General features: G+C 44.0%; 17 protein-coding genes. 13 read left to right on the top strand and 4 right to left on the bottom strand.

The window, feature by feature from the left end:
• The first annotated feature begins 90 nt into the window (after positions 1-90).
• The 6 genes from JKJ11_RS20195 to JKJ11_RS20170 all read left to right on the top strand — a co-directional run bounded on the left by JKJ11_RS20195 (position 91) and on the right by JKJ11_RS20170 (position 8,424).
• A complete protein-coding gene (locus JKJ11_RS20195; RefSeq protein WP_062461093.1) occupies positions 91-1,746 on the top strand; it encodes an ABC transporter substrate-binding protein in 1,656 nt (551 codons plus the stop codon).
• 116 nt (positions 1,747-1,862) lie between these two features.
• Positions 1,863-2,852, top strand: coding sequence for an ABC transporter permease (locus JKJ11_RS20190; RefSeq protein WP_063606824.1), 990 nt, complete (start codon positions 1,863-1,865; stop codon positions 2,850-2,852).
• A 13-nt stretch (positions 2,853-2,865) separates the two neighbouring features.
• A complete protein-coding gene (locus JKJ11_RS20185; protein ID WP_063606825.1) occupies positions 2,866-3,804 on the top strand; it encodes an ABC transporter permease in 939 nt (312 codons plus the stop codon).
• Complete coding sequence (locus JKJ11_RS20180) at positions 3,797-4,804, top strand: ABC transporter ATP-binding protein (RefSeq protein ID WP_062461101.1); 1,008 nt, start codon at positions 3,797-3,799, stop codon at positions 4,802-4,804. Before JKJ11_RS20185 ends, JKJ11_RS20180 begins: the two co-directional genes overlap by 8 nt.
• 2 nt (positions 4,805-4,806) lie before the next feature.
• Complete coding sequence (locus JKJ11_RS20175) at positions 4,807-5,835, top strand: ABC transporter ATP-binding protein (protein WP_006069516.1); 1,029 nt, start codon at positions 4,807-4,809, stop codon at positions 5,833-5,835.
• Between the two features lie 21 nt (positions 5,836-5,856).
• Entirely contained in the window at positions 5,857-8,424 is a 2,568-nt protein-coding gene (locus tag JKJ11_RS20170) for a glycoside hydrolase family 3 protein (RefSeq protein WP_252039881.1), read from the top strand.
• Positions 8,425-8,495: 71 nt separating this feature from the next.
• Here the strand turns inward: JKJ11_RS20170 and JKJ11_RS20165 are convergent, their stop codons facing one another.
• Complete coding sequence (locus JKJ11_RS20165; protein WP_252040017.1) at positions 8,496-9,395, bottom strand: LysR family transcriptional regulator; 900 nt, start codon at positions 9,393-9,395, stop codon at positions 8,496-8,498.
• A gap of 142 nt (positions 9,396-9,537) precedes the next feature.
• Here JKJ11_RS20165 and JKJ11_RS20160 point away from each other — a divergent pair, with 142 nt between their 5' ends.
• The gene (locus tag JKJ11_RS20160) at positions 9,538-10,176 is read left to right on the top strand and encodes an NAD(P)-dependent oxidoreductase (RefSeq protein WP_252039880.1); all 639 of its coding nucleotides are present in this window, start codon (positions 9,538-9,540) and stop codon (positions 10,174-10,176) included.
• A gap of 68 nt (positions 10,177-10,244) precedes the next feature.
• Here JKJ11_RS20160 and JKJ11_RS20155 read toward each other — a convergent pair whose 3' ends face one another.
• Positions 10,245-11,141, bottom strand: coding sequence for a LysR family transcriptional regulator (locus tag JKJ11_RS20155; RefSeq protein WP_171392289.1), 897 nt, complete (start codon positions 11,139-11,141; stop codon positions 10,245-10,247).
• A 135-nt stretch (positions 11,142-11,276) separates the two neighbouring features.
• On the opposite strand from JKJ11_RS20155, the gene JKJ11_RS20150 reads away from it, so the two are divergent.
• The 6 genes from JKJ11_RS20150 to JKJ11_RS20125 all read left to right on the top strand — a co-directional run bounded on the left by JKJ11_RS20150 (position 11,277) and on the right by JKJ11_RS20125 (position 18,626).
• Entirely contained in the window at positions 11,277-11,705 is a 429-nt protein-coding gene (locus JKJ11_RS20150) for a PACE efflux transporter (RefSeq protein WP_006069521.1), read from the top strand.
• Between the two features lie 234 nt (positions 11,706-11,939).
• Positions 11,940-12,896 carry a sensor domain-containing diguanylate cyclase gene (locus JKJ11_RS20145; protein WP_252039878.1) on the top strand — a complete coding sequence of 319 codons (957 nt, stop codon included), beginning with the start codon at positions 11,940-11,942 and terminating at the stop codon, positions 12,894-12,896.
• 197 nt (positions 12,897-13,093) lie between these two features.
• A complete protein-coding gene (locus JKJ11_RS20140) occupies positions 13,094-14,890 on the top strand; it encodes an extracellular solute-binding protein (RefSeq protein ID WP_252040016.1) in 1,797 nt (598 codons plus the stop codon).
• A gap of 9 nt (positions 14,891-14,899) precedes the next feature.
• On the top strand, positions 14,900-15,988 hold the full coding sequence (locus tag JKJ11_RS20135) for a microcin C ABC transporter permease YejB (RefSeq protein WP_006069524.1): 1,089 nt from the start codon (positions 14,900-14,902) through the stop codon (positions 15,986-15,988).
• Positions 15,989-17,011 carry an ABC transporter permease gene (locus JKJ11_RS20130; protein WP_006069525.1) on the top strand — a complete coding sequence of 341 codons (1,023 nt, stop codon included), beginning with the start codon at positions 15,989-15,991 and terminating at the stop codon, positions 17,009-17,011. It abuts the gene before it with no gap.
• Between the two features lie 10 nt (positions 17,012-17,021).
• On the top strand, positions 17,022-18,626 hold the full coding sequence (locus JKJ11_RS20125) for an ABC transporter ATP-binding protein (RefSeq protein WP_252039876.1): 1,605 nt from the start codon (positions 17,022-17,024) through the stop codon (positions 18,624-18,626).
• Between the two features lie 72 nt (positions 18,627-18,698).
• Here the strand turns inward: JKJ11_RS20125 and JKJ11_RS20120 are convergent, their stop codons facing one another.
• Together JKJ11_RS20120 and JKJ11_RS20115 are read right to left on the bottom strand one after the other, a co-directional pair.
• Positions 18,699-19,238: a hypothetical protein gene (locus tag JKJ11_RS20120; protein ID WP_252039875.1), complete on the bottom strand. Its 540-nt coding sequence runs from the start codon at positions 19,236-19,238 to the stop codon at positions 18,699-18,701.
• Positions 19,239-19,601: 363 nt separating this feature from the next.
• On the bottom strand, positions 19,602-20,519 hold the full coding sequence (locus tag JKJ11_RS20115) for a LysR family transcriptional regulator (protein ID WP_006069528.1): 918 nt from the start codon (positions 20,517-20,519) through the stop codon (positions 19,602-19,604).
• Between the last annotated feature and the right edge of the window lie 3 nt (positions 20,520-20,522).

The raw sequence follows: 20,522 nt of genomic DNA, 5'->3' as shown, positions 1-20,522 counted from the left end.
TCACGTTTATAAACCGAATTCCTCGCTAGTATCCTTGAAAAACAACGATAACGAACTTCGCCTACACAGTTCATAAACAAGGATAGATAGATGAAAAAAACGCTGCTTCTTACTTCTGCAATTGCTGCATCAATGGTTATCCCCGCTCACGCTGAAGAATCGTCTTCCATGCCGAACTTGAAGATTCTCAATGAATTCTCAACTGGCTGGGTGCGTAACTTTAACCCTTGGTTTGGTGGTCGTTCAGACTTTGCTTATGAATCGCTATACATCTTCGATATCTTAGACTCGAAAAACGTCCATCCTTGGCTCGCAACAGGTTATGAACTGAGCGATGATTTGACGGTACTGACTGTCGATCTTCGTGAGGGTGTTCTTTGGTCTGATGGGAAACCGTTCACGGCTGATGATGTTGTGTTTACTTACGAGTATCCGAAAGCACATCCAGAGATCGATACCGGCGGTGTCAGCGGTAAAGTCGACAAAGTCGAGAAGGTTAATGACCTGCAAGTTAAAATCTATCTAAAAGAACCGAATGCGTTTGCAGCGCGCGATGTTCTTGGTGAAACGGTTCGTATCGTCCCTAAACATATTTGGGAAGGTAATGATTCGCCAGCCCAAAGCACGAATGATAACCCAGTGGGCACGGGCCCATTCACAGAAATCCAGCGTTTTACACCACAAGTTTATGTTCAGTGTCGTAACCCAAATTATTGGAATAAAGACCTCAAAATTGACTGTTTGGAGTTCCCGCAATTCTCAAGTAACGATGCAGCGCTAGAGATGCTTTCAAAAGGAATCGTGGACTGGGCAGGTATCTTTATTCCTGATATCGAGCGTACGTTTGTTTCTAAACATCCAAATAACAAGTACTGGTTCCCATCAAACGATGGTGTTCGAATCACATTCAACTACAAAACAGAGAATGAAGGCGCAAATAAAGCCTTCCATGATGTGAACTTCCGTAAAGCTGTAAGCCTATCAATGGACCGTGAAGCCATGATGATGATTGGTTCTTATGGTTACGTTGTCGGTGGAAACCCAGCAACAAACTTACCAAAAGGTATGTGGAATTGGCGTGACGAACAAGCCGACAAAACTTGGGCTGAAGTGAACCAGTACGACATTAACAAAGCTAAGCAGTTATTAGCAGACGGCGGTTACAAAGATACTAATGGAGACGGCTTTGTTGAGAACCCAGATGGCAGCAAGTTAACCTTTAAGATCCAGGTACCAAGTGGTTGGAGTGATTGGGTAAACAACACTTCTATTGCGGTAGAAGGTCTGCGCATGGCAGGTATCGATGCAACGGTAATTACTCCAGAAGCTAATGCGTATGCGAAAAACTGGGAAACAGCGAACTTCGATGCCACATTCGGTGCTGGTTCGATGCAATCTTCAGTATGGAAGTTCTACGATTTCACTATGGGTTCTGAATACGTACAAAGTCCAGTGTGGTGGTCTACTACCGTTAGTAACTATGTTGACCCACAACTTGACCAGTGGATCTCAGAGCTAGGTTTGACTAAAGACGAAGATCAACAGAAGAAAATTGCGGCTAACGTAGAACGTTACTTTGCCGAAAATGTGATTCAAATTCCTCTTTACTACAACGGTATCTGGTACGCATATAACGACTCTCGCTTCGAAGGTTGGGCTAATGAAGATAATCAAATTGGTCACCCTGCACCTTGGAATGGCATGAGCCGTCTCGTTCACCTAATGAACCTAAAACCGAAAGGTTAATCCAGTTTAGCGTGGTCTCTTGAGCGAGGGAGGCTGCGCTTTTTTCTCTCACTTCTCTTACTTGTCGGCTCCCCATAAGGTGGAGCTGAGGGGAAAGTCTAATTGGAATTTAGGTTATGAGATATTTATTAAGCCGATTTGGCTTCTATTTGTTGGCTTTTGTCGCCGCAGTAACCATTAACTTTTTCTTGCCAAGATTAATGCCTGGTGACCCAATTCAATCATTTTTGGGGCGTCTTGCACAAAATGGCGGGCAAATTACGCCAGAGACCATCGCTTCTCTTGAAGCTCTTTACGGTTATTCCACCAATACACCTCTGTTTCAACAGTTTTTAACTTACCTACAAAGTATCATGACGGGTGAGTGGGGAACATCGACACGTTTCTTCCAACCTGTATTTGATGTTCTTGGCCGTGGCATGTTGTGGACGTTGTTGTTGGTTGGTTCTTACCTTGTCGTGTCTTATACCATCACAACGTTGCTCGGTATTTGGGTGGCTTGGAAGCGAGGCACGTGGGTCGATTCTGTCATCACTGTGGGTTCGGTAGTGATATCGTCGATTCCTGCCGTAGTAATGGCTCTACTTATGTACTTTATCTTTGCATCAGATCTCGGCTGGTTTCCGACGAGTTATGCTTACGACCCATCGCTCGATCCTGCAATGAGTTTTGAATTTGTCAGCAGCGTGGCTTATCACTTAGCACTGCCATTGCTCAGCATGGTACTGCTTGGAATGGGCAACGTTATGGGCATGCGTTCCAACATGATCAACCAGCTTGGTGAAGACTTTATTGTCATGGGCTGGGCTAAAGGTGTGAAAGACAAAAAAGTGATGCTGCAATACGGTGCGCGCAACGCAGTGCTACCAATGATCACTACATTTGCTATGTCGGTTGGTGCCATCTTTGCGGGCTCGCTGATTATCGAAATCATATTCAATTACCCGGGATTAGGACAGGTCATGTTCCAAGCCATGCTTGCGCGTGATTACCCGTTGATTCAAGGCTACCTGCTTATCATGACCATCATGGTATTAGGCGCTAACTTTATCGCAGATTTACTGCTGTTCGTGCTTGACCCACGTCTTCGCACTGAGTTGGGTTAAAGGAGTTAAGAGCATGAAATACTTTAAAATGGCTAAACAATTTTTCTTGGATAACCCCAAAGCTGCGGTTGGGATCTTCTTAGTCGCAACAGTGGTGTTGATGTGTGTTTTTGCACCGCTGCTTACTGATGTATTGCCGGGAGCCCGTGTTGGTCGACCACATCAAGCTCCAAACCCAGACAATATTCTAGGTACGACGCGTATGGGGCGTGATGTCTGGTCTCAGCTTCTTTATGGTGGTCGCGTTTCGCTTATGGTTGGCTTCGTCGCTGGCACGTTTGTGATTGTAATGGCGATGGTGATAGGTATTGCTTCTGGTTACTTCGGTGGTGTGATTGATAACGTATTGTCATTCTTTACTAACTTAGTGATGGTTATTCCAAGCCTACCGTTAATGCTGGTATTGGCTGCGTTCTTGGATCAAGTGTCGCCTCTGGTTATCGCGATAATAATTGGTGCAACGTCATGGCCGTGGGGAGCTCGCGTACTACGTGCTCAGACCTTAGCGATTCGAAATAAGGACTTTGTTCACGCCGCTGAAGTGATGGGTGAAACCAAACCGAGAATGCTGTTTGCTGAAATTATGCCAAATATGATGTCGATACTGGCGAGTAGTTTTATTGGTACGGTCATCTACGCCATTATGACGCAAGCGACCTTAGAGTTTATTGGGTTGGGCGACCCTCTTGCGGTGACGTGGGGCGGCATGTTGTACAACGCCGACCAAACTTCTGCGATACGTATCGGTGCGTGGTGGGAAATTATGGCTCCTTCTGTTGCGTTAGCGTCGGTTGCCATTGGTCTAGCGCTTATCAACTTCTCGATTGATGAAATATCAAACCCGAAACTGAAAGCTCAACGAATCATGGCCCGTTATCGTCGTGAAGAGAAGAAAGCAGCGAAACAAGCTGCGAAGCAACAGCGCTTAGAAATGGAGAGTGCCAATGGTTAATTTCACACATACAGAAACGTCTAAGTTGGTGGATGTCCGAAATCTCTGCGTCGACTACGTGACTTTTGATGGCAAAGTTCGTGCAGTGAATAACGTCAGCTTTCACATTAACCGTGGCGAGATTTTAGGGCTAGCGGGCGAGTCAGGTTGCGGTAAGTCAACTATTGCTTACTCGCTAATGCGTTTGCACAGACCGCCTGCATTGATCTCTGAAGGTGAAATCCTATTCGAAGGTCAAGATGTACTGAAAATGGACGACGATGAGTTAAGAAACTTCCGCTGGAAGGATACGTCGATGGTTTTCCAAAGCGCAATGAACTGTTTAAACCCAGTGAAAACCATTGAATATCAGTTCTTTGATATTTTCGATGCTCATGGTTTGGTATCTAGCCGAGAGGAATCCATTGAGAAAGCGAAAGAGTTGCTCCGTATCGTAGATATTCCAACAGAGCGTCTGTTTGACTACCCACACCAGTTTTCTGGTGGTATGAGACAACGAGTTGTCATTGCTATGGCGTTAGCTCTAAATCCAAAGCTACTTATTATGGATGAACCTACTACTGCACTTGATGTGGTGGTACAACGCGAAATTCTGCAAAAAGTGTATGAGCTTAAAGAGCGTTTTGGTTTCTCTATTTTGTTTATTACCCATGACCTCAGTTTGATGGTGGAGCTATGTGACCGTATTGGCATCATGTACTCAGGTCAACTGGTGGAACTCGCACCATCGAAGATCATTTTGCAGCAACCAAACCATCCTTATGCACATGGCTTGGGTGACTCATTCCCGACGTTAAAAGGTGAGTTACAAGAGATGAAAGGAATTCCAGGTTCGCCTCTCGATCTAAAAAATGTGCCTTCAGGCTGTCGTTTTGCGCCTCGCTGTTTTAAAGCTACTGCACAGTGCCGAACACAAGAACCCAATTTGGTCAGCTTAGGAGAGTCGCGTTGGGTGGCTTGTCATACTCCACTACAACTTGAAGCCGAAGGAGTGGCGTAATTATGAATGCAAGAAGTCCTCATATTGAACAAGCGGCATTGGATGCAAAGCATCCGGTTATTTTGGAAGCCAAAGACCTTTGCATCGACTTTCGCAAAAAAGGTGACTCTATTTTTTCACCAAAGCAGTACTTACGTGCTGTTAATGGACTCAATTTCCAACTACGTGAAGCGCGTTGTGTAGCAGTGGTTGGGGAGTCTGGGTGTGGCAAAAGTACCAGTGCAAAAATAGCGACTAAGATTCACAAGGCCACAGAAGGTGGTATCTATTATCACGGCACCAACATCGATGAATTCACCTCTGGAGAAGAGCTAGATGCATATCGACGCGATGTACAGATGGTATTCCAAGACCCGTTCAGTTCGTTAAATCCGCTGCATACGATTCGCTATCACCTGATGCGTCCAATGCAGATTTACCACGGATTAAAACCGGGTAAAGAAATGGAATATCGCCTAATAAAAATCCTAACCCAAGTGGGTTTAACACCGCCGCAAGAAGTGTTGGATAAGTTTCCACATCAGTTGTCAGGCGGTCAACGTCAGCGTGTTTTCTTGGCAAAAACACTGGCTATAGGTGCGAAAGTGATTCTGGCGGATGAGCCAACGTCAATGTTGGATGTCTCGATTCGAATTGGTGTGCTTAACTTAATGAATCGCATGAAGCATGAGATGGGCAAGTCATTTATGTATATCACCCATGATATTGCTACGGCACGCTATTTTGCAGAAGACACCATAGTGTTGTACTGCGGTCATATGGTCGAGTGGGGAGACACAGAGCAAATCACGCAAAACCCACAACACCCGTATACCCAGTTATTGCTTGCGGCGGTGCCGGATCCGAGCCGCAGCATTCACGAGAAACTACCAACGCACCGCTCGATGGAAACACCAATGTGGTCACCTGAAAAGAAAGGTTGCCCGTACGCAGGGCGTTGCCCACAGGCGAAAGCGGAATGTTCGCAGTATTTGCCTGAACCGGTAGAAATTTCAGCTAATCACTTTACTCGTTGTCATTTATTCACATAGTTTTGTATTTAGGAATTCAAGATGTCTTATCAAACACCTTACTTTAAAGAATGGCCACAAATTAAATCTGCAATCGCTAAAGACGCTGCAATAGAAAACGAAGTCGCAAGCATTGTGGCTCAGATGACTACCGAAGAGAAACTGGGTCAGATGATTCAGCCGGATCTTCGCGGTGTAAGCCCAGAAGAGGCTAAGCAATACAAGCTAGGCTCAATATTGAATGGCGGCGGAGCATGGCCAAACGAGAATAAGCACTCTAGCGCTCAAGATTGGAGCGATAAAGCGGATGAGTTCTGGCATGCGATTGAAGAAGCCTATGCAGATAGGCCATTCCGTATTCCATTTATGTGGGCGACTGATGCAGTGCATGGTCACAACAATGTATTTAGCGCGACAGTCTTCCCGCACAACATTGGTTTAGGCGCAGCACGCGACCCTGAGTTGATTCAACGAATTGGCAAAATTACGGCGGTTGAAGTTGCAGCAACAGGATTAGACTGGACCTTTGCTCCAACAGTAGCAACGCCACGTGATTTACGTTGGGGACGTGTTTACGAGGGTTACTCTGAAGATCCTGAAATCACCTTCGCTTATGCCGCTAAAATGGTCACGGGCCTTCAAGGTACGGCGGATGATCTGAAAGGTGAGCATCATGTTATTTCTAACGTGAAACACTGGGTTGGAGATGGCGGTACGCTCACTGGGGTAGACAGAGGTAAAAATGGCTACTCAGAAGATCTACTCAGAAATATCCATGCAATGGGCTATTTCAGCGGTCTAGAGGCCGGTGCTCAAGTAGTCATGTCTTCATTCAATACATGGGAAAATGAAGCGAATTATGACCACAATCCCGAAGTGGGTGAACGCTATAACTATAAGATTCATGGTAGTAAATATCTTCTAAATGATGTGCTCAAAGGCAAAATGGGCTTCGATGGTCTTATTGTCACGGATTGGCATGGGCATGCGGAAGTTAGCAAATGTACCGACGGCGATGCAACGTATGCGATTAATGCAGGCAACGATGTGTTAATGGTTCCGGTGCATGAGCACTGGATAGCGGTGTACCACAAAGCGCTAGAAGACATTAAGTCAGGTGTAATTCCAATGGAGCGTATCGACGATGCGGTTACTCGTATTCTCCGCGTCAAAATGCGTGCTGGTTTATGGGATAAGCCTTCACCGAAAAAGAGAGCGCTAGCAGGCAAGCAATCTTTATTGGGTGCGCCAGAGCATCGAGAAGTAGCACGAGAAGCGGTACGCAAATCTTTGGTGTTATTAAAAAACAAAGATCAGTTATTACCTCTGAATCCAAATCAAAAAGTATTGCTTACGGGTAGTGCTGCAGACGACCTACAAAAGCAGTCTGGTGGTTGGAACTTAACGTGGCAGGGTGATGAGAATACACTTGATGATTTCCCGGGAGCAACGACGTTCAAAATGGCTCTTGTCAATGAACTGGGTTGTGACAATGTCACTTACGATCCGCAACTAGAGTCGACTATTCAAGCAGGCGATGTTGCAATTGTAGTCATTGGTGAAGATCCTTACGCTGAAATGATGGGTGATATCAAGGCCTGGCAAACACTTGAGTTTGGCAAGCTTAAACGTAGCTACAAGGCTGATGTAGAGAAAATTCACAAGTTACACAAGCTGGGTGCTAAAGTGATTACCGTATTCTACAGCGGTCGTCCTTTGTACTTAAATGAAGAGATAGCTAAGTCGAATGCCTTTGTCGCTGCTTGGCTTCCAGGAAGTGAAGGTGAGGGCATCACAGATGTGTTGATTGCTGACGCTCAAGGTAACGCTCGTTATGACTTCCAAGGTAAGCTGTCATACAGTTGGCCAAATAAAAAACGAAGTGCAACGGTCAGCCGTATTCCGCCACATATTCCAGATTATCAGGTGCCTGAGTTGGAGCAATCTCCATTGGGTGAGAACGCTCCGTTATTTGAATACGGCTACGGACTCAACTATTCAGATACGCTTCAACAGGCCGACCTTGACCAGATCGAGTTGGATGAGGCTGGTACTCAGGGCGAAGGTGTCGCCGATAGTGCGACAGAGATATACGGTATCAAATCGACAATTGGTGATTTCCAACTGAAAGTCGCCGATTTTGTTCATTGGATCGGCAGCGATGTATCGCGCAACAATCCTATGTCTCTGAGAACGATAGATACCAAACCGTATAACTATCAGCAGCAGCAAGATGCGGTAGAGTTGACGTTCAAAGGTGGGTTTGCTGCTGCGTACATCCAAACTGGTGATGGCGGTATCGAGAACTTATCAGGTTATAACTCTGCCAAGGGAATGCTGAGTTTTGAGGTTAAGGTTTCTAAAGCACCTAAGCAGCCAGTTTATTTGTCTCTGCAAAAGTGGACGGAGAATAAGCTTCCAGATGACGTAGCTAAAATTGATATTGCCGATAAGCTGCAGTCTATTGACGAGTTTGTGACTATTGATATTCCAGTCTCACTTTTTGTCGCTCAAGATGTGGACCTCGCATTTTTGGATACGCCGTTCATGCTATTTAGTGAAGGAGAGTTCAAAACGGTACTCGCTAATATCCGTTGGCATAATGACTAACCAGTGACGTTCAAATTGTTTAATCAAAGGCTCCTAAATAAGGAGCCTTTTTTGTTTGTGTAACGGATGCACTAGTTAGAGGTATCCGCTTTAATATCAATACTCCAAAAATTGGCAAGAAAATCTATAAACTGTCGAACGATAGGTAATTGGTAACTCCTTGAGAGATATACTGCCCAAAGTGTACTGGTTGGAATAGCGTAGTCTTTTAGAATTGGGGTAAGTGAACCCGATTCGATTAGCGGATTTGCCAAGTCACAAGGCAGTAAGACGATTCCCTTATCTCTTTGCGCTGCTTTTACTAATACGCCTAGATCATTTGCCTTTATGTTTCCACTAACGTTAACTGACACTGTCTCACCACCTTTGACTCCCTCCCAAGAAGCACGCTCCAAATGGAGAAAGCAGTTGTGATTGCTAAGATCGTCAAACCGCGTTGGCTCGCCATGTTTTTCGATATAGTTTTTTGAGGCACATATCAGTGAGTCGATAGACATGAGTTTACGAGCAATAAGATTGTCTGCTGGTTTGTTGGTATAACGAAGTGCGATGTCGATACGCTCGTCAACTAATTCAGCAAAACTGTCCGAGGCAAAAAGCTGGATAACAACGTTGGGGTGCTGTTCTGTGAACTGCTCAACAGCATCCAGTAAGATGTTTTGTGTTAAGCCAATAGGCGCCGCAACACGAACCGTACCGGAGAGATAAGGGGTTTGTGGCTGAGATGACAGTTCTAACTGTGATGTTTCGTGCAAAATGCTTTCACATCGCGCCAGTGCTTGTTCACCAGCTGTCGTTAGACTGACTTTGCGTGTGGTTCGGTGAAGCAACCGTTGCTCCAACCACTGTTCTACTTCGTTAACGTGCCGAGAAACTTGTAAGCGACTTAAACCAAGGCGTTCGGAGGCCTTAGTGAAACTGGCACAGTGAGCTACCTCGACAAAACTGCGCATCGCTGTAAGTCTATCCATCATCGGCTCCTGTTAGATATGAAGCTAATTAGTAACTCAATTAGATACAAACTGCATCAATTTTATGAATTTATCTCGAAAAAAGGTTCTATTAGACTGTCGACGTCATCAAGAAAACACCAAACAAGACGGAGAGATAATTATGAAAGTAGCAGTAGTAGGCGCAACAGGTTGGATTGGTAGCCATATTTTAAACGAAGCTAAACAGCGTGGTCATGAAGTTGTAGCACTGGTTAGAGAAGTGAATCGAGTTGAAGATTCAGATATTGAAGCTAGAGCGTTTGACCTCACAGCGCCTATCGGCGAGATGGTCGACTCATTATCCGGTGTCGATGCCGTGATTGCTTCCATCGGCGGACGTGCGAAAGGTAATCACGATATTGTGAAACAGGCAGCTAAAAAGCTACTCACGTCAGTCTCGGAAGCGAAAATAGGGCGTTTGTTGTGGGTAGGTGGTGCTGGCTCTCTGGAAGTTGCACCGGGAGTGACTTTGATTTCAACTCCAGAGTTCCCTGAAGAATATAAAGCTGAAGCCATCGCACAGGGGGAAGCGCTTGATGTGTTCAAACATACAGCCAACGGCGTGAATTGGACATTTGTATCACCAGCTGCGGAGATTTTTCCGGGAGAAACGCTATCAAAATACCGTACTGGTAGTGAACAACTATTGCTTGATGAACAAGGCAACAGCCGAATTTCAGTAAGCGACTACGCTAAGGCTATGATTGATGAGTTAGAGTCTAATCAACACCCAAACCAGCGAATTGGTGTGGCTTATTAGTAATCTGATATTTATTAACAGGTGATTTGGCCAAAGATGACAAACCATCTTTGGCCCTGTTTTCAGTGTTACTGCCATTGATTATCAGCAAATTGATGTTGTTGTAATAGTTCAATAAGAGCGTTTAGTACCGGGCCATTAGTACGACTTCGTGACACAAGACAACCAACCGTCGTCACCCAGCCACTTTTTTCATGAGCCACAGGTAATGCAACCATTCTCCCTTCAGCCATAGGCTTCTTAACTAACATTTCAGGTAAGTTAGACCACCCCAATCCTTCTGAGACCATATCAACGAGCGTTTTGTGGTCGTTTGCGTACCAAATATTAGAGCTAATGCCGTAGGTAAACCATAGCTCCTGTTTTTCAACACTTCGGTGGACACATTGCCGAAAATGCTTTAAGTCGGAGTCCTTGACCACTGGCAATCGTGTGAGTTCGTGGTTTGGAGCGACGACGGTTAAGAAACGAGCTTGACCGAGGATGAAAATATCCATGTCTACTTTTAACTCTCCGTCGGCATAAACAATACCTATCTGTGCTTTGTCTTGCCGAATGAGTTCTTCGATATCAAACGTTGAGGCGCAGATAAGCTCGAAGTTAGTAATAGGGAACTGAGCCGCCAATGGGGACAATAGTTTAATAAACTCCTGACTCATCAAGCTATCGTCGACAGCGATGGTCAGTTCGTGTTCTGAGTCATTGGAAAGAGCTTCGATCTTTTGGTCGAAGTATTTTTGCTGATGCAATATAGAGCGAGCAATAGGAAGAAGTGCTTTGCCATTTTCGGTGAGCTCGGGTGTGTTTTTTTCTCGACTAAATAAGGTTTGATCAATGGCGATCTCCAAATTAGAAATGGCTTGGCTTACCCCTGATTGGGCTCTTTTAAGCTTACGGGCTGCGGCGGAAAATGAACCGTGCTCGCAAACCGCTACAAACACTTTAAGCTGCTCAAAACTGTACATTGTGATACCCCAAAAAGTCGAAATGCCAATTTAGGCTATCACGATGTGTGATGGTTGTTAACTTTCTATATTGCTGAGAATACCGATAATCACCGCATACGATGTCCCTAAACAAAAAATAGTGAGGAATTTATAATGGGAATAGTAGAGCGTGTCTTTCACTCAGTGCTTTTTGAAGCGTTGGCAGTGACGTTTTCAGTTATCGGATTAGCGTTGTTTACCAACCATGATGTTGCTGCATTATCAGGAACTATGATAGTTATTGCCACCATGGCGATGTGTTGGAATTATCTATTTAACATGATGTTTGACTCTTTTGTTCAAGGAGAAAAGACACTGCGTTCTTTGAAGACGAGGATAGTTCATGTTGTTCTTTTTGAAGCAGGTCTATTGCTGGTTACTATTCCTGCAATGGCTTACTTACTTAACGTTTCTTTACTAGAGGCGTTTGTGATGGATATTGGTGTCACGATTTTTATTACCATCTACGCTTTCTTGTTCAACCTGATCTATGACTATGCTCGTGTTTGGATAGTTACCAGCCGTATAGAAATGGCGAAATAACCTATGAAGACAAGACAGAGTGAACTTTAAAAACGCTCTGTCTGAAAACACGGATAGTCTGCACGAAAGTTGACCTGTGTAGCTCTAATCATGTGATGTTGGTTCAAAAATGTGGAGCGTCTACCAAATTTAAACTTTTGGCTTAAAAAAAGGGATATCGTCGAAGCAATATCGCTAACTAGGGTTTAGACTCTATTATTCGATATTCAACGTTATGCACTTTTTTTACGATTTATGCTTGAACTTATATTGTCAGCACATCAAGGTTCCTCCGAAGAATTACTAGGCTTATCCGAAGTCTTTGATGCGGTGGATGCTTATATCTTCATTAAAGACAATAAAGGGAAGTACCAGTATGTGAATCGTAAAGTACTCGACAACTTTGATGTCACAATGAAAGGGATAAAAGGCAAAACGGATTGGCACCTGTTCAACTTCAGTGTTGCCAAAAAAATGCGTATCAATGACAAAAAGGTGATTGCAACTAAGAAGCCGACGCAGCAAAAAATCCCTTTCAATATCGATAATCAGGAGTTGTACCACTTAACGGTTTCGTCACCCATTATCAAGAACGGCAAAGTGCTTGGAGTTATTGGGTTTGCTGTTGATGTCTCAAAGGATATGGAAGAACGTCAGACCCTGCTAGAAGAAGCTAACACCGACGGCCTTACCGGATGTTTCAATCGACGTTACCTGCATTTAGCCTTAGAACAGCAAAAACAGAACTTCGCTCAGAGCCAAACGCCAAGTTCACTGCTTATTATTGATGTAGATCGCTTTAAACCAATTAATGATAAATATGGGCACTCTATAGGAGATAGAGTATTAATTGATGTCGTTAAGGTTATTAAACGCTTTACGCGTGAAGAAGATATGCTGTGCCGATATGGCGGTGATGAGTTTGTACTTTTGTTACCGGGCAGCAATATCGATCAAGCCTATGCATTAGCGGTACGTTTGTCCGAAAAAATAGACAAGCTAACCTTTAAGAGCAGTGGCGGTAAGTCGTTCAATGTTTCTTGCTCCATCGGGGTAGCGACTCATACGGTCGACGATGCGAACATCATTGAGCTGGCTGATAAAGCTTTGTATGTCTCGAAGAAAGGCTGTTCAGAAAAAGTACATATGCATTGTCCTGAAACTCAACAAATCCTTCATTGTCACTATTGTGATGCAGAAGTGAGCGCCTAGCTCCAACTGTTGCAAAGATTAACCGTTTATTAGCACGCTAGAGCCTTCCTCCCCTTGAAAACCCCGTGAAATACAGCTATTTATATCAGTATAAATACGTTTAAGCATCACGATGATGATAAGAAGAGAAAGGACGTTTCAACTCGGCCTTTCTCTATTTTGGGGAGAAAGGAATGGCGCTATTGAAGAGAGCAGCAATGGCTGTGGGAGTTGGTTTATTCACGAGTAGCGTATGGGCTGCCAATGTAATAGAGACGACAACCTTGGTGGGTTTTGGAACCGCAAAATACCCCGCAGACTTTAAACACTTCGATTATGTCAATCCTGACGCACCCAAATACGGAAAAGTAACCTACGGCCAAAACGGCACGTTTGATAACTTCAACCGATACGCCTCTCGCGGACAACCTGCTGCCGCTACTGGTAACCTCTACGATACGCTTATGTTCTCTCCAAGCGATGAGATCGATGCATTTTATCCTCTGATTGCTGAGAAAGTGCGTTACTCAGACGATTATTCGTGGCTTGAAGTCGATATCAATCCTAAAGCGAAATTTAACGATGGTGTTCCTATTACCGCCAAAGACGTTGAGTTTACTTATGCCAAGTTTGTAAAAGAGGGGGTACCGCAATTTCGTGCATACTATAAAGACGTTAAAAGCGTAAAAGCAATTTCTGATCTCACTGTGCGTATCGAAATGTCGGTTCCAAATAAGGAAAAGTTATTCAGTTTAGCGCAAAGCACTCGTGTGTTGCCTGAGCACTACTGGAAAGATAAGAACTTTTCGGAGCCGTTAAATGAACCTCCTGTTGGCAGTGGTGCTTATAAGATCGTCGATTATAAGATGGGACAATCTCTAACTTACCAACTCGATGAAAACTATTGGGCAAAAGATCTTCCGGTGAATGTCGGACGCAATAACTTCAAAACGATTCAGTACGATTACTATCGTGATGACACTGTTATGTTAGAAGCATTCAAAGCAGGGGAGTTTGATTTTAGGGAAGAGTCCAGTGCTAAGTTTTGGGCTAGTTCCTATAACGGTGTGAATTTTGATAAAGGTTATATCAAGAAAGAAGAGATTGAGCACCACAAACCAATGGCTACTCAAGCATTTGTGTTTAACACAGAGCGTCCTGTATTTAGCGACCCCAAAGTGCGCGAAGCTCTAAACTACGCCATGGATTTTGAGTGGATGAACAAGAATATGTTCTATAACCAGTACACTCGAACTCGTAGTTATTTCCAAAACACCGACTATGAAGCGAAGGGTCTACCATCTGAAGCAGAACTTGAGGTCTTAAATAAATATAAAGGTAAGATCCCAGAGCGCGTCTTCACCGATGAATATAATCCACCGGTCACAGACGGATCAGGTCGCATCAGACCACAAATGCGCAAGGCCTTTGCACTGCTAAAAGAAGCCGGCTGGCAGTTAAAGAATAAAGTCATGACTAACGTGGAAACGGGTGAGCCGCTAAGCTTTGAACTATTGATTTATAGCCCAACTTCCGAACGATTCGCGATTCCGGTGCAAAAGAACATGCGTGCGATGGGTATCGATATGCGTATTCGTACTGTCGACACTACACAATACTTGAAACGTTGGCGTGATCGAGACTTTGACATGGTCTCATCTCGTTACACAGCACATCCATATCCAAGCTCTGACTTGAAGATTGTTTGGAACTCTAATTTCATCGATTCGACCTATAACCAAGCGGGCGTTAAGGATCCTGTTATTGATGATCTGACTGACTTGATTGAACAAAATCAGCAAAACCCTGAAAACTTATTAGCGTTGGGAAGGTCTTTAGATAGAGTACTTCAGTGGAACTTTTATATTATCCCTCAGTGGTATATTAAAAAATACCGCGTAGCCACTTGGGATAAATTTGAGCGCCCTGATGTCTTACCTACTTACGACTTAGGTGTCGATACTTGGTGGGTGTCTAAAGAGAAAGCTGAAAAGCTTCCTGCAAAACGTCGATAAGAGGGATAGATGGCGGCTTATATATTCCGGCGCTTGTTGCTGGTGATTCCAACACTTTGGGCAATTATAACCATTAACTTCTTCATTATTCAGATTGCACCTGGTGGGCCTGTAGAACAGGCTCTTGCTCAAATGCAAGGTCTGGAATCTGGAGTCATGGAGCGCTTTAGTGGCGGCGGGAGCGAGGTTGATCTTGATTCAGGCCCTAGTGATGAAGCAACGGGATACAAAGGTTCTCGTGGGCTGGATCCTGAAGTTGTAGAGGCAATTAAAAAGCAGTTTGGTTTTGATAAACCAATGCATGAACGCTATTTTGATATGCTCAAAAACTACGCGATGTTCAACTTTGGAGACAGTTTGTTTCGTGGCGGTAATGTCATAGATCTCATTAAAGAGCGGCTGCCAGTATCGATATCATTGGGGTTATGGAGTACCCTGATTATCTACTTGATATCGATACCATTAGGCATTCTTAAAGCGATACATCATGGATCTCGCTTCGATATTTGGTCGAGCGCCGTTGTCATTGTCGGTTATGCTATCCCGGGTTTTTTGTTCGCCATTATCCTAATCATCTTTTTTGCCAGCGGCAATTATTTCAGTTGGTTCCCATTAAGAGGTTTGGTGTCGAGCAACTTTGATCAATTGACTTGGTATCAGCAAATCGTTGACTATTTTTGGCATTTAACCTTGCCGATTCTTGCTATGGTTATTGGCGGTTTTGCTACGCTCAGTATGCTGACCAAAAACTCTTTCCTAGATGAAATTAACAAGCAATATGTGGTGACAGCTAGAGCGAAAGGGCTTGATGAAAGCAGTATTCTCTACAAGCATGTATTCCGAAATGCAATGCTGATCATCATTGCCGGTTTCCCTAGTGCTTTTATCAGCATTTTCTTCACCGGCTCTATGTTGATAGAGGTAATGTTCTCGCTTGAGGGGATAGGGTTACTCGGTTTTGAATCTACTATTCAACGTGATTACCCCGTGGTATTCAGTTCTCTCTACATTATGACGTTACTAGGTCTGATCTTGAGTATTATTTCTGACTTAACTTATACGTGGGTTGACCCTCGTATCGACTTCGAGGCGCGTTAAATGGCAATGAATCCTCTTACAAGAGCTCGTTGGCAGCGCTTTAAAGCCAATAAACGTGGGTACTGGTCAACATGGGTATTCTTCGTTCTTTTTTTCTTGAGTCTGTTTGCTGAGTTTATCGCCAATGATAAGCCGCTACTGGTGGAATACGACAACCAATGGTATTACCCAATTTTCACACAGTATGCAGAAACCAAGTTTGGTGGGGAGTTTGAAACAGAAGCTGATTATACTGACCCATATGTTATTGACCTTATTGAGGAAAAGGGCTTTATCATTTGGCCGTTAATCCGCTTTAGCTACGATACCATCAATTACGATATAGTGGCGTCAGTTCCGTCTGCACCGGATAACGTCAACTGGCTGGGTACAGATGATAAAGGTCGGGATGTGTTAGCTCGGATTATTTATGGCTTTCGAATATCTGTATTGTTCGGTTTTATACTAACCATAGTATCCAGTGTGATTGGTGTTGCAGTGGGTGCGACACAAGGTTATTACGGCGGTTGGATAGATTTATTCGGTCAACGCTTTATTGAGGTGTGGTCTGGCATGCCGACTCTTTTCTTATTGATTATCTTATCGAGTTTTGTTGAACCAAACTTCTGGTGGCTACTGGGTATTATGGTGCTATTCAGTTGGATGAGTTTGGTTGGTGTCGTTCGGGCTGAATTTCTAAGATGCCGAAATTTCGATTACGTGAAGGCGGCTCACGCCATGGGTGTAGACGACAAGCGAATCATGCTTAGGCATATGCTACCCAATGCGATGGTTGCGTCACTGACGATGATGCCATTCATCCTCTCTGGCTCAGTGACTACGCTAACGTCGCTAGACTTCTTAGGGTTTGGTTTACCCGCAGGGTCGCCGTCGCTAGGTGAATTGCTTGCGCAAGGTAAAGCTAACCTACAAGCGCCTTGGCTTGGTTTATCGGCGTTTGCCGTTCTATCGATAATGTTAACGCTACTTGTATTTGCTGGTGAAGCGGTACGAGACGCATTTGACCCTCACCAGCAAGGTTAATAGGCAACGTATGACGAAAGATGATCCAAAACACGTACTTGCTATTGAGGACCTTTCCGTTGGGTTTGGTAGAGGTAAGCAAGTAGAACAAGTGACCTATGATGTTTCCCTAAAAATCCGCAAAGGGGAAACTTTAGCATTAGTAGGAGAGAGTGGTTCAGGTAAATCGGTAACAGCCAACGCGATCCTTAAGCTGCTGCCGAAAGGCTCTAGCCACTATCTAAACGGTCACATTACGTTTGATGATATTGATATGCTTAATTGCTCCGAGCGGCAACTTCGAGGTATTCGAGGTGGTCGCATCGGAATGATTTTCCAAGAGCCGATGGTGTCATTGAACCCGCTGCATAAAATAGGCAAACAGCTGGTAGAAACTTTAGCGATTCACCGAGGTATGAGAACCAATAAAGCAGAGTCGCTGGCGATTTCATGGCTAAAGAAAGTTGGCATTCGATATCCAGAACAGAAGATCTTAGCCTACCCACATGAGCTTTCCGGTGGAGAGCGTCAACGTGTCATGATTGCCATGGCGCTGATTAACGAGCCTGAACTCCTAATCGCTGATGAACCTACCACAGCACTAGATGTGTCGGTCCAAGCACAGATTTTAGACCTTCTGAAAGATCTACAACAAGAACTCGGTATGGCGATGCTTTTTATTACTCATGATTTGAGTATTGTACGGCGTATTGCCGATAGAGTGGCGGTCATGCAACAAGGGCGTTTGGTTGAGGTTGGCGAGTGTCATCAAGTGTTTAATGCACCTGAACATCCTTATACACAAAAACTGATCAACTCCGACCCTAGAGGCTTACCCGTTGAGGTCTCTGCCTCCGCGAAACCACTGCTTGCTGTTGATGATTTGAAAGTTTGGTTTCCTATCACGGGTGGCTTGTTCAAACGCGTTGTCAGTCATGTCAAAGCAGTAACCAATATGCAGTTTGAACTTAAGCAGGGTTACTCGATTGGCCTAGTTGGAGAGAGCGGTTCAGGCAAATCAACGACGGGCATGGCGATTCTTAAGTTAGTTCAAAGTGAAGGTATCATTGAGTTTGATGGCCAAGACATTCAGACGTTGGACCGCAAAGGTATGTTGCCTTTTAGAAGCCGAATGCAGGTTGTGTTTCAAGATCCTTTCTCAGCACTAAACCCAAGAATGTCTGTGGCACAGGTCATAGGAGAAGGATTAAGAGTTCATTTTGAGCACGACGAGGCGACTCTAGACAAGATGATTTGTGACGTGATGCAAGAAGTGGACTTAGACCCTGAAACAAGACACCGATATCCAAATGAGTTCTCTGGAGGACAAAGGCAGCGTATTGCGATTGCAAGGGCATTGATTCTCAAACCAGAATTTATCTTGCTAGATGAGCCTACGTCTTCTTTAGATAGAACGGTGCAAGCACAAGTTCTTGATTTGCTCAAAGAGCTACAAATAAAACATGGGCTGACTTATTTATTTATCAGTCACGATTTGAATGTTGTAAAGTCACTTTGCCATTACACCATCGTAATGAAAGATGGCGAAATTGTAGAGCAGGGCGATACACAAACGCTGTTCGCAACGCCTCAGAAAGACTACACCAAAACCTTGGTTTCTTTATCGGCATTCTAGAATTGCTGCAAAAAATCCCCCTACCAAAACAGAGTGATAGGGGGTGAGCTACCGATGAAATTTGGTAAAAACCTAAAAGCTCCAGCCGATTCGTGTAATTAAATGAGTGAGCTGCCCATTGTGAGAGTCCACCAAGCTGGTTTCAAAACCTCCTGACAGAGTTAAACCAAAATCGAAACTAGCAAGTACTCCGGTGCCGAGTGCAAGAGCTTTGTTGTCCTCATCTTTATAACGATAATCACCCACACCGCCTGAGAAATAGAACGCGACGTTATCAGTAAATCCGTAAGAAGCACCGAGCATATAGGTTTGAAGTGACGGCTTTTCTCCACGTATCTCAGAGTATTTTAAGTGTTGGTAACTCAATAGCGGCGCCCAGCCATCCTTACTAGGCATTTTTCCAGCCATTGCACCGATATTGTGTTGTAGAGAGTTGCTCCACGTGTCACTCCAGGCAAAGCCAACGGACACGAAGAGTTTGTTTTTGTCGTCACTGTTAACAGTGTCTTCTTGCTTCGCTTCCGCAAATGAAAGCCCGCCTAAGAAAAGGAATATCGTCGCAACTAATTTGGATACCCAAGACGGCTTAGCTTGCTCTAATTGCATATTCATATTGTCACTTCTATTGAAAGTTGAGGTTGAAACCAAGTTCGTAAGTACCTTCTATGATTTGATACTCACTAAGACGAACACGGTGTTGTCCGTATCGATACTTCGCAAGTGTTCAAAGTATTTAGGTTCAAAAGTAAGAGTTAAGTCGACGTGATAGCTGCTAGGTTACAGTGAGGCATCCAACATAATTTGCTCGTGGCTTCATACATTCGAAGTTGACTCTGTTTAAGCGCACAATAGACCTCTCTTACAAGGAGGCGAGTTTACGCTGGATGCTAAGGTATTCTAATGAAAGGGTGGAATAAGGCTGATTACCCATAGTTATTAATAATCAAAGGTAGTGGAAGTAATAGTTAAATGGAATTACTCCAGTAATATGTCGAGGAGTTTGTTGTGCAGCCAGCGAGTCGTGGCATTATTGCGGTTTTTATAATGATAGAAGGCATTAATGTCAGTATTGACGGTCTCACTAGCAAACAATATTTCTAGTGAACGAAGTCCGGGGTGGGCGTCAAGGTTTAGGTATCTTGAGCCAGGGAAAAGCACGTCACTATTTTTCACGATATCAATTATTGCTGAAGGGAGCTCAGATCTAAAAACGATGTTGGCTTCAATTCCTCGTAGCTTCATCATTTTTTCAGAATTAGAAATATTTGAGTTCCAATCTGCCGCTATTAAAGTTGCGATTTCAAAATTACCACCCTCAAGCAGATCTACTTGGTTTCTATCAAAAGGGTGTTCATTCCTTACGTAGGCACGAAAATCATCAGAAACCATAAATTTCTGAATGAGTTCTTTTGGTGCGTGCGAAATACTGTAGTTAAGTCCGATATGAATGTCATCATTAACAATATCTTGCAGAGTAGTCTTACTCCAGTTCAAAAACTGTATTTGTACTGATGGTGCCTCTCGACGCAATGAATGAAACAGCTTGGTAGCAATACCTGAAAGGAAAAATGGGGAAATAGCGATCTTAATTGTTCCTTCAAGTTTAGCCGGGTCAAACTTTGAGGAGTGGTTTAGGGCGTTCGCCAGTTCATCCATTAGAGGAGAAATAGATTCAGCCAACTGTGAAGCTTTTTCAGTAGCTCTAAGGCCATGATGCGTTTTCACAAATAGTTCATCATCGAAATGGTCACGAAGCCTTTGAAGTGCTTTACTAATGGCGGGTTGCGACACAAATAATCTTTCAGATGCCTTACGCATATTTCGTTCTTGATTAAGAATGATAAAGGTTCTTAAAAGATTTAAGTCGAGGTTGGCGAACAAGTCTTTTGCCATTAA

This window comes from Vibrio sp. SCSIO 43133 (assembly GCF_023716845.1).
GTDB lineage: Bacteria > Pseudomonadota > Gammaproteobacteria > Enterobacterales > Vibrionaceae > Vibrio > Vibrio mediterranei.
This window is presented reverse-complemented; position numbering and strand designations above follow the sequence as displayed.

What these genes read in the sequence shown, in the direction of transcription:
- JKJ11_RS20115 (WP_006069528.1), bottom strand. Translation starts at nt 20,519, where the DNA reads ATGGCAAAAGACTTGTTCGCCAACCTCGACTTAAATCTTTTAAGAACC.
- JKJ11_RS20125 (WP_252039876.1), top strand. Translation starts at nt 17,022, where the DNA reads ATGACGAAAGATGATCCAAAACACGTACTTGCTATTGAGGACCTTTCC.
- JKJ11_RS20165 (WP_252040017.1), bottom strand. Translation starts at nt 9,395, where the DNA reads ATGGATAGACTTACAGCGATGCGCAGTTTTGTCGAGGTAGCTCACTGT.
- JKJ11_RS20170 (WP_252039881.1), top strand. Translation starts at nt 5,857, where the DNA reads ATGTCTTATCAAACACCTTACTTTAAAGAATGGCCACAAATTAAATCT.
- JKJ11_RS20175 (WP_006069516.1), top strand. Translation starts at nt 4,807, where the DNA reads ATGAATGCAAGAAGTCCTCATATTGAACAAGCGGCATTGGATGCAAAG.
- JKJ11_RS20140 (WP_252040016.1), top strand. Translation starts at nt 13,094, where the DNA reads ATGGCTGTGGGAGTTGGTTTATTCACGAGTAGCGTATGGGCTGCCAAT.
- JKJ11_RS20120 (WP_252039875.1), bottom strand. Translation starts at nt 19,238, where the DNA reads ATGAATATGCAATTAGAGCAAGCTAAGCCGTCTTGGGTATCCAAATTA.
- JKJ11_RS20135 (WP_006069524.1), top strand. Translation starts at nt 14,900, where the DNA reads ATGGCGGCTTATATATTCCGGCGCTTGTTGCTGGTGATTCCAACACTT.
- JKJ11_RS20150 (WP_006069521.1), top strand. Translation starts at nt 11,277, where the DNA reads ATGGGAATAGTAGAGCGTGTCTTTCACTCAGTGCTTTTTGAAGCGTTG.
- JKJ11_RS20145 (WP_252039878.1), top strand. Translation starts at nt 11,940, where the DNA reads ATGCTTGAACTTATATTGTCAGCACATCAAGGTTCCTCCGAAGAATTA.
- JKJ11_RS20160 (WP_252039880.1), top strand. Translation starts at nt 9,538, where the DNA reads ATGAAAGTAGCAGTAGTAGGCGCAACAGGTTGGATTGGTAGCCATATT.
- JKJ11_RS20180 (WP_062461101.1), top strand. Translation starts at nt 3,797, where the DNA reads ATGGTTAATTTCACACATACAGAAACGTCTAAGTTGGTGGATGTCCGA.
- JKJ11_RS20130 (WP_006069525.1), top strand. Translation starts at nt 15,989, where the DNA reads ATGGCAATGAATCCTCTTACAAGAGCTCGTTGGCAGCGCTTTAAAGCC.
- JKJ11_RS20190 (WP_063606824.1), top strand. Translation starts at nt 1,863, where the DNA reads ATGAGATATTTATTAAGCCGATTTGGCTTCTATTTGTTGGCTTTTGTC.
- JKJ11_RS20195 (WP_062461093.1), top strand. Translation starts at nt 91, where the DNA reads ATGAAAAAAACGCTGCTTCTTACTTCTGCAATTGCTGCATCAATGGTT.
- JKJ11_RS20185 (WP_063606825.1), top strand. Translation starts at nt 2,866, where the DNA reads ATGAAATACTTTAAAATGGCTAAACAATTTTTCTTGGATAACCCCAAA.
- JKJ11_RS20155 (WP_171392289.1), bottom strand. Translation starts at nt 11,141, where the DNA reads ATGTACAGTTTTGAGCAGCTTAAAGTGTTTGTAGCGGTTTGCGAGCAC.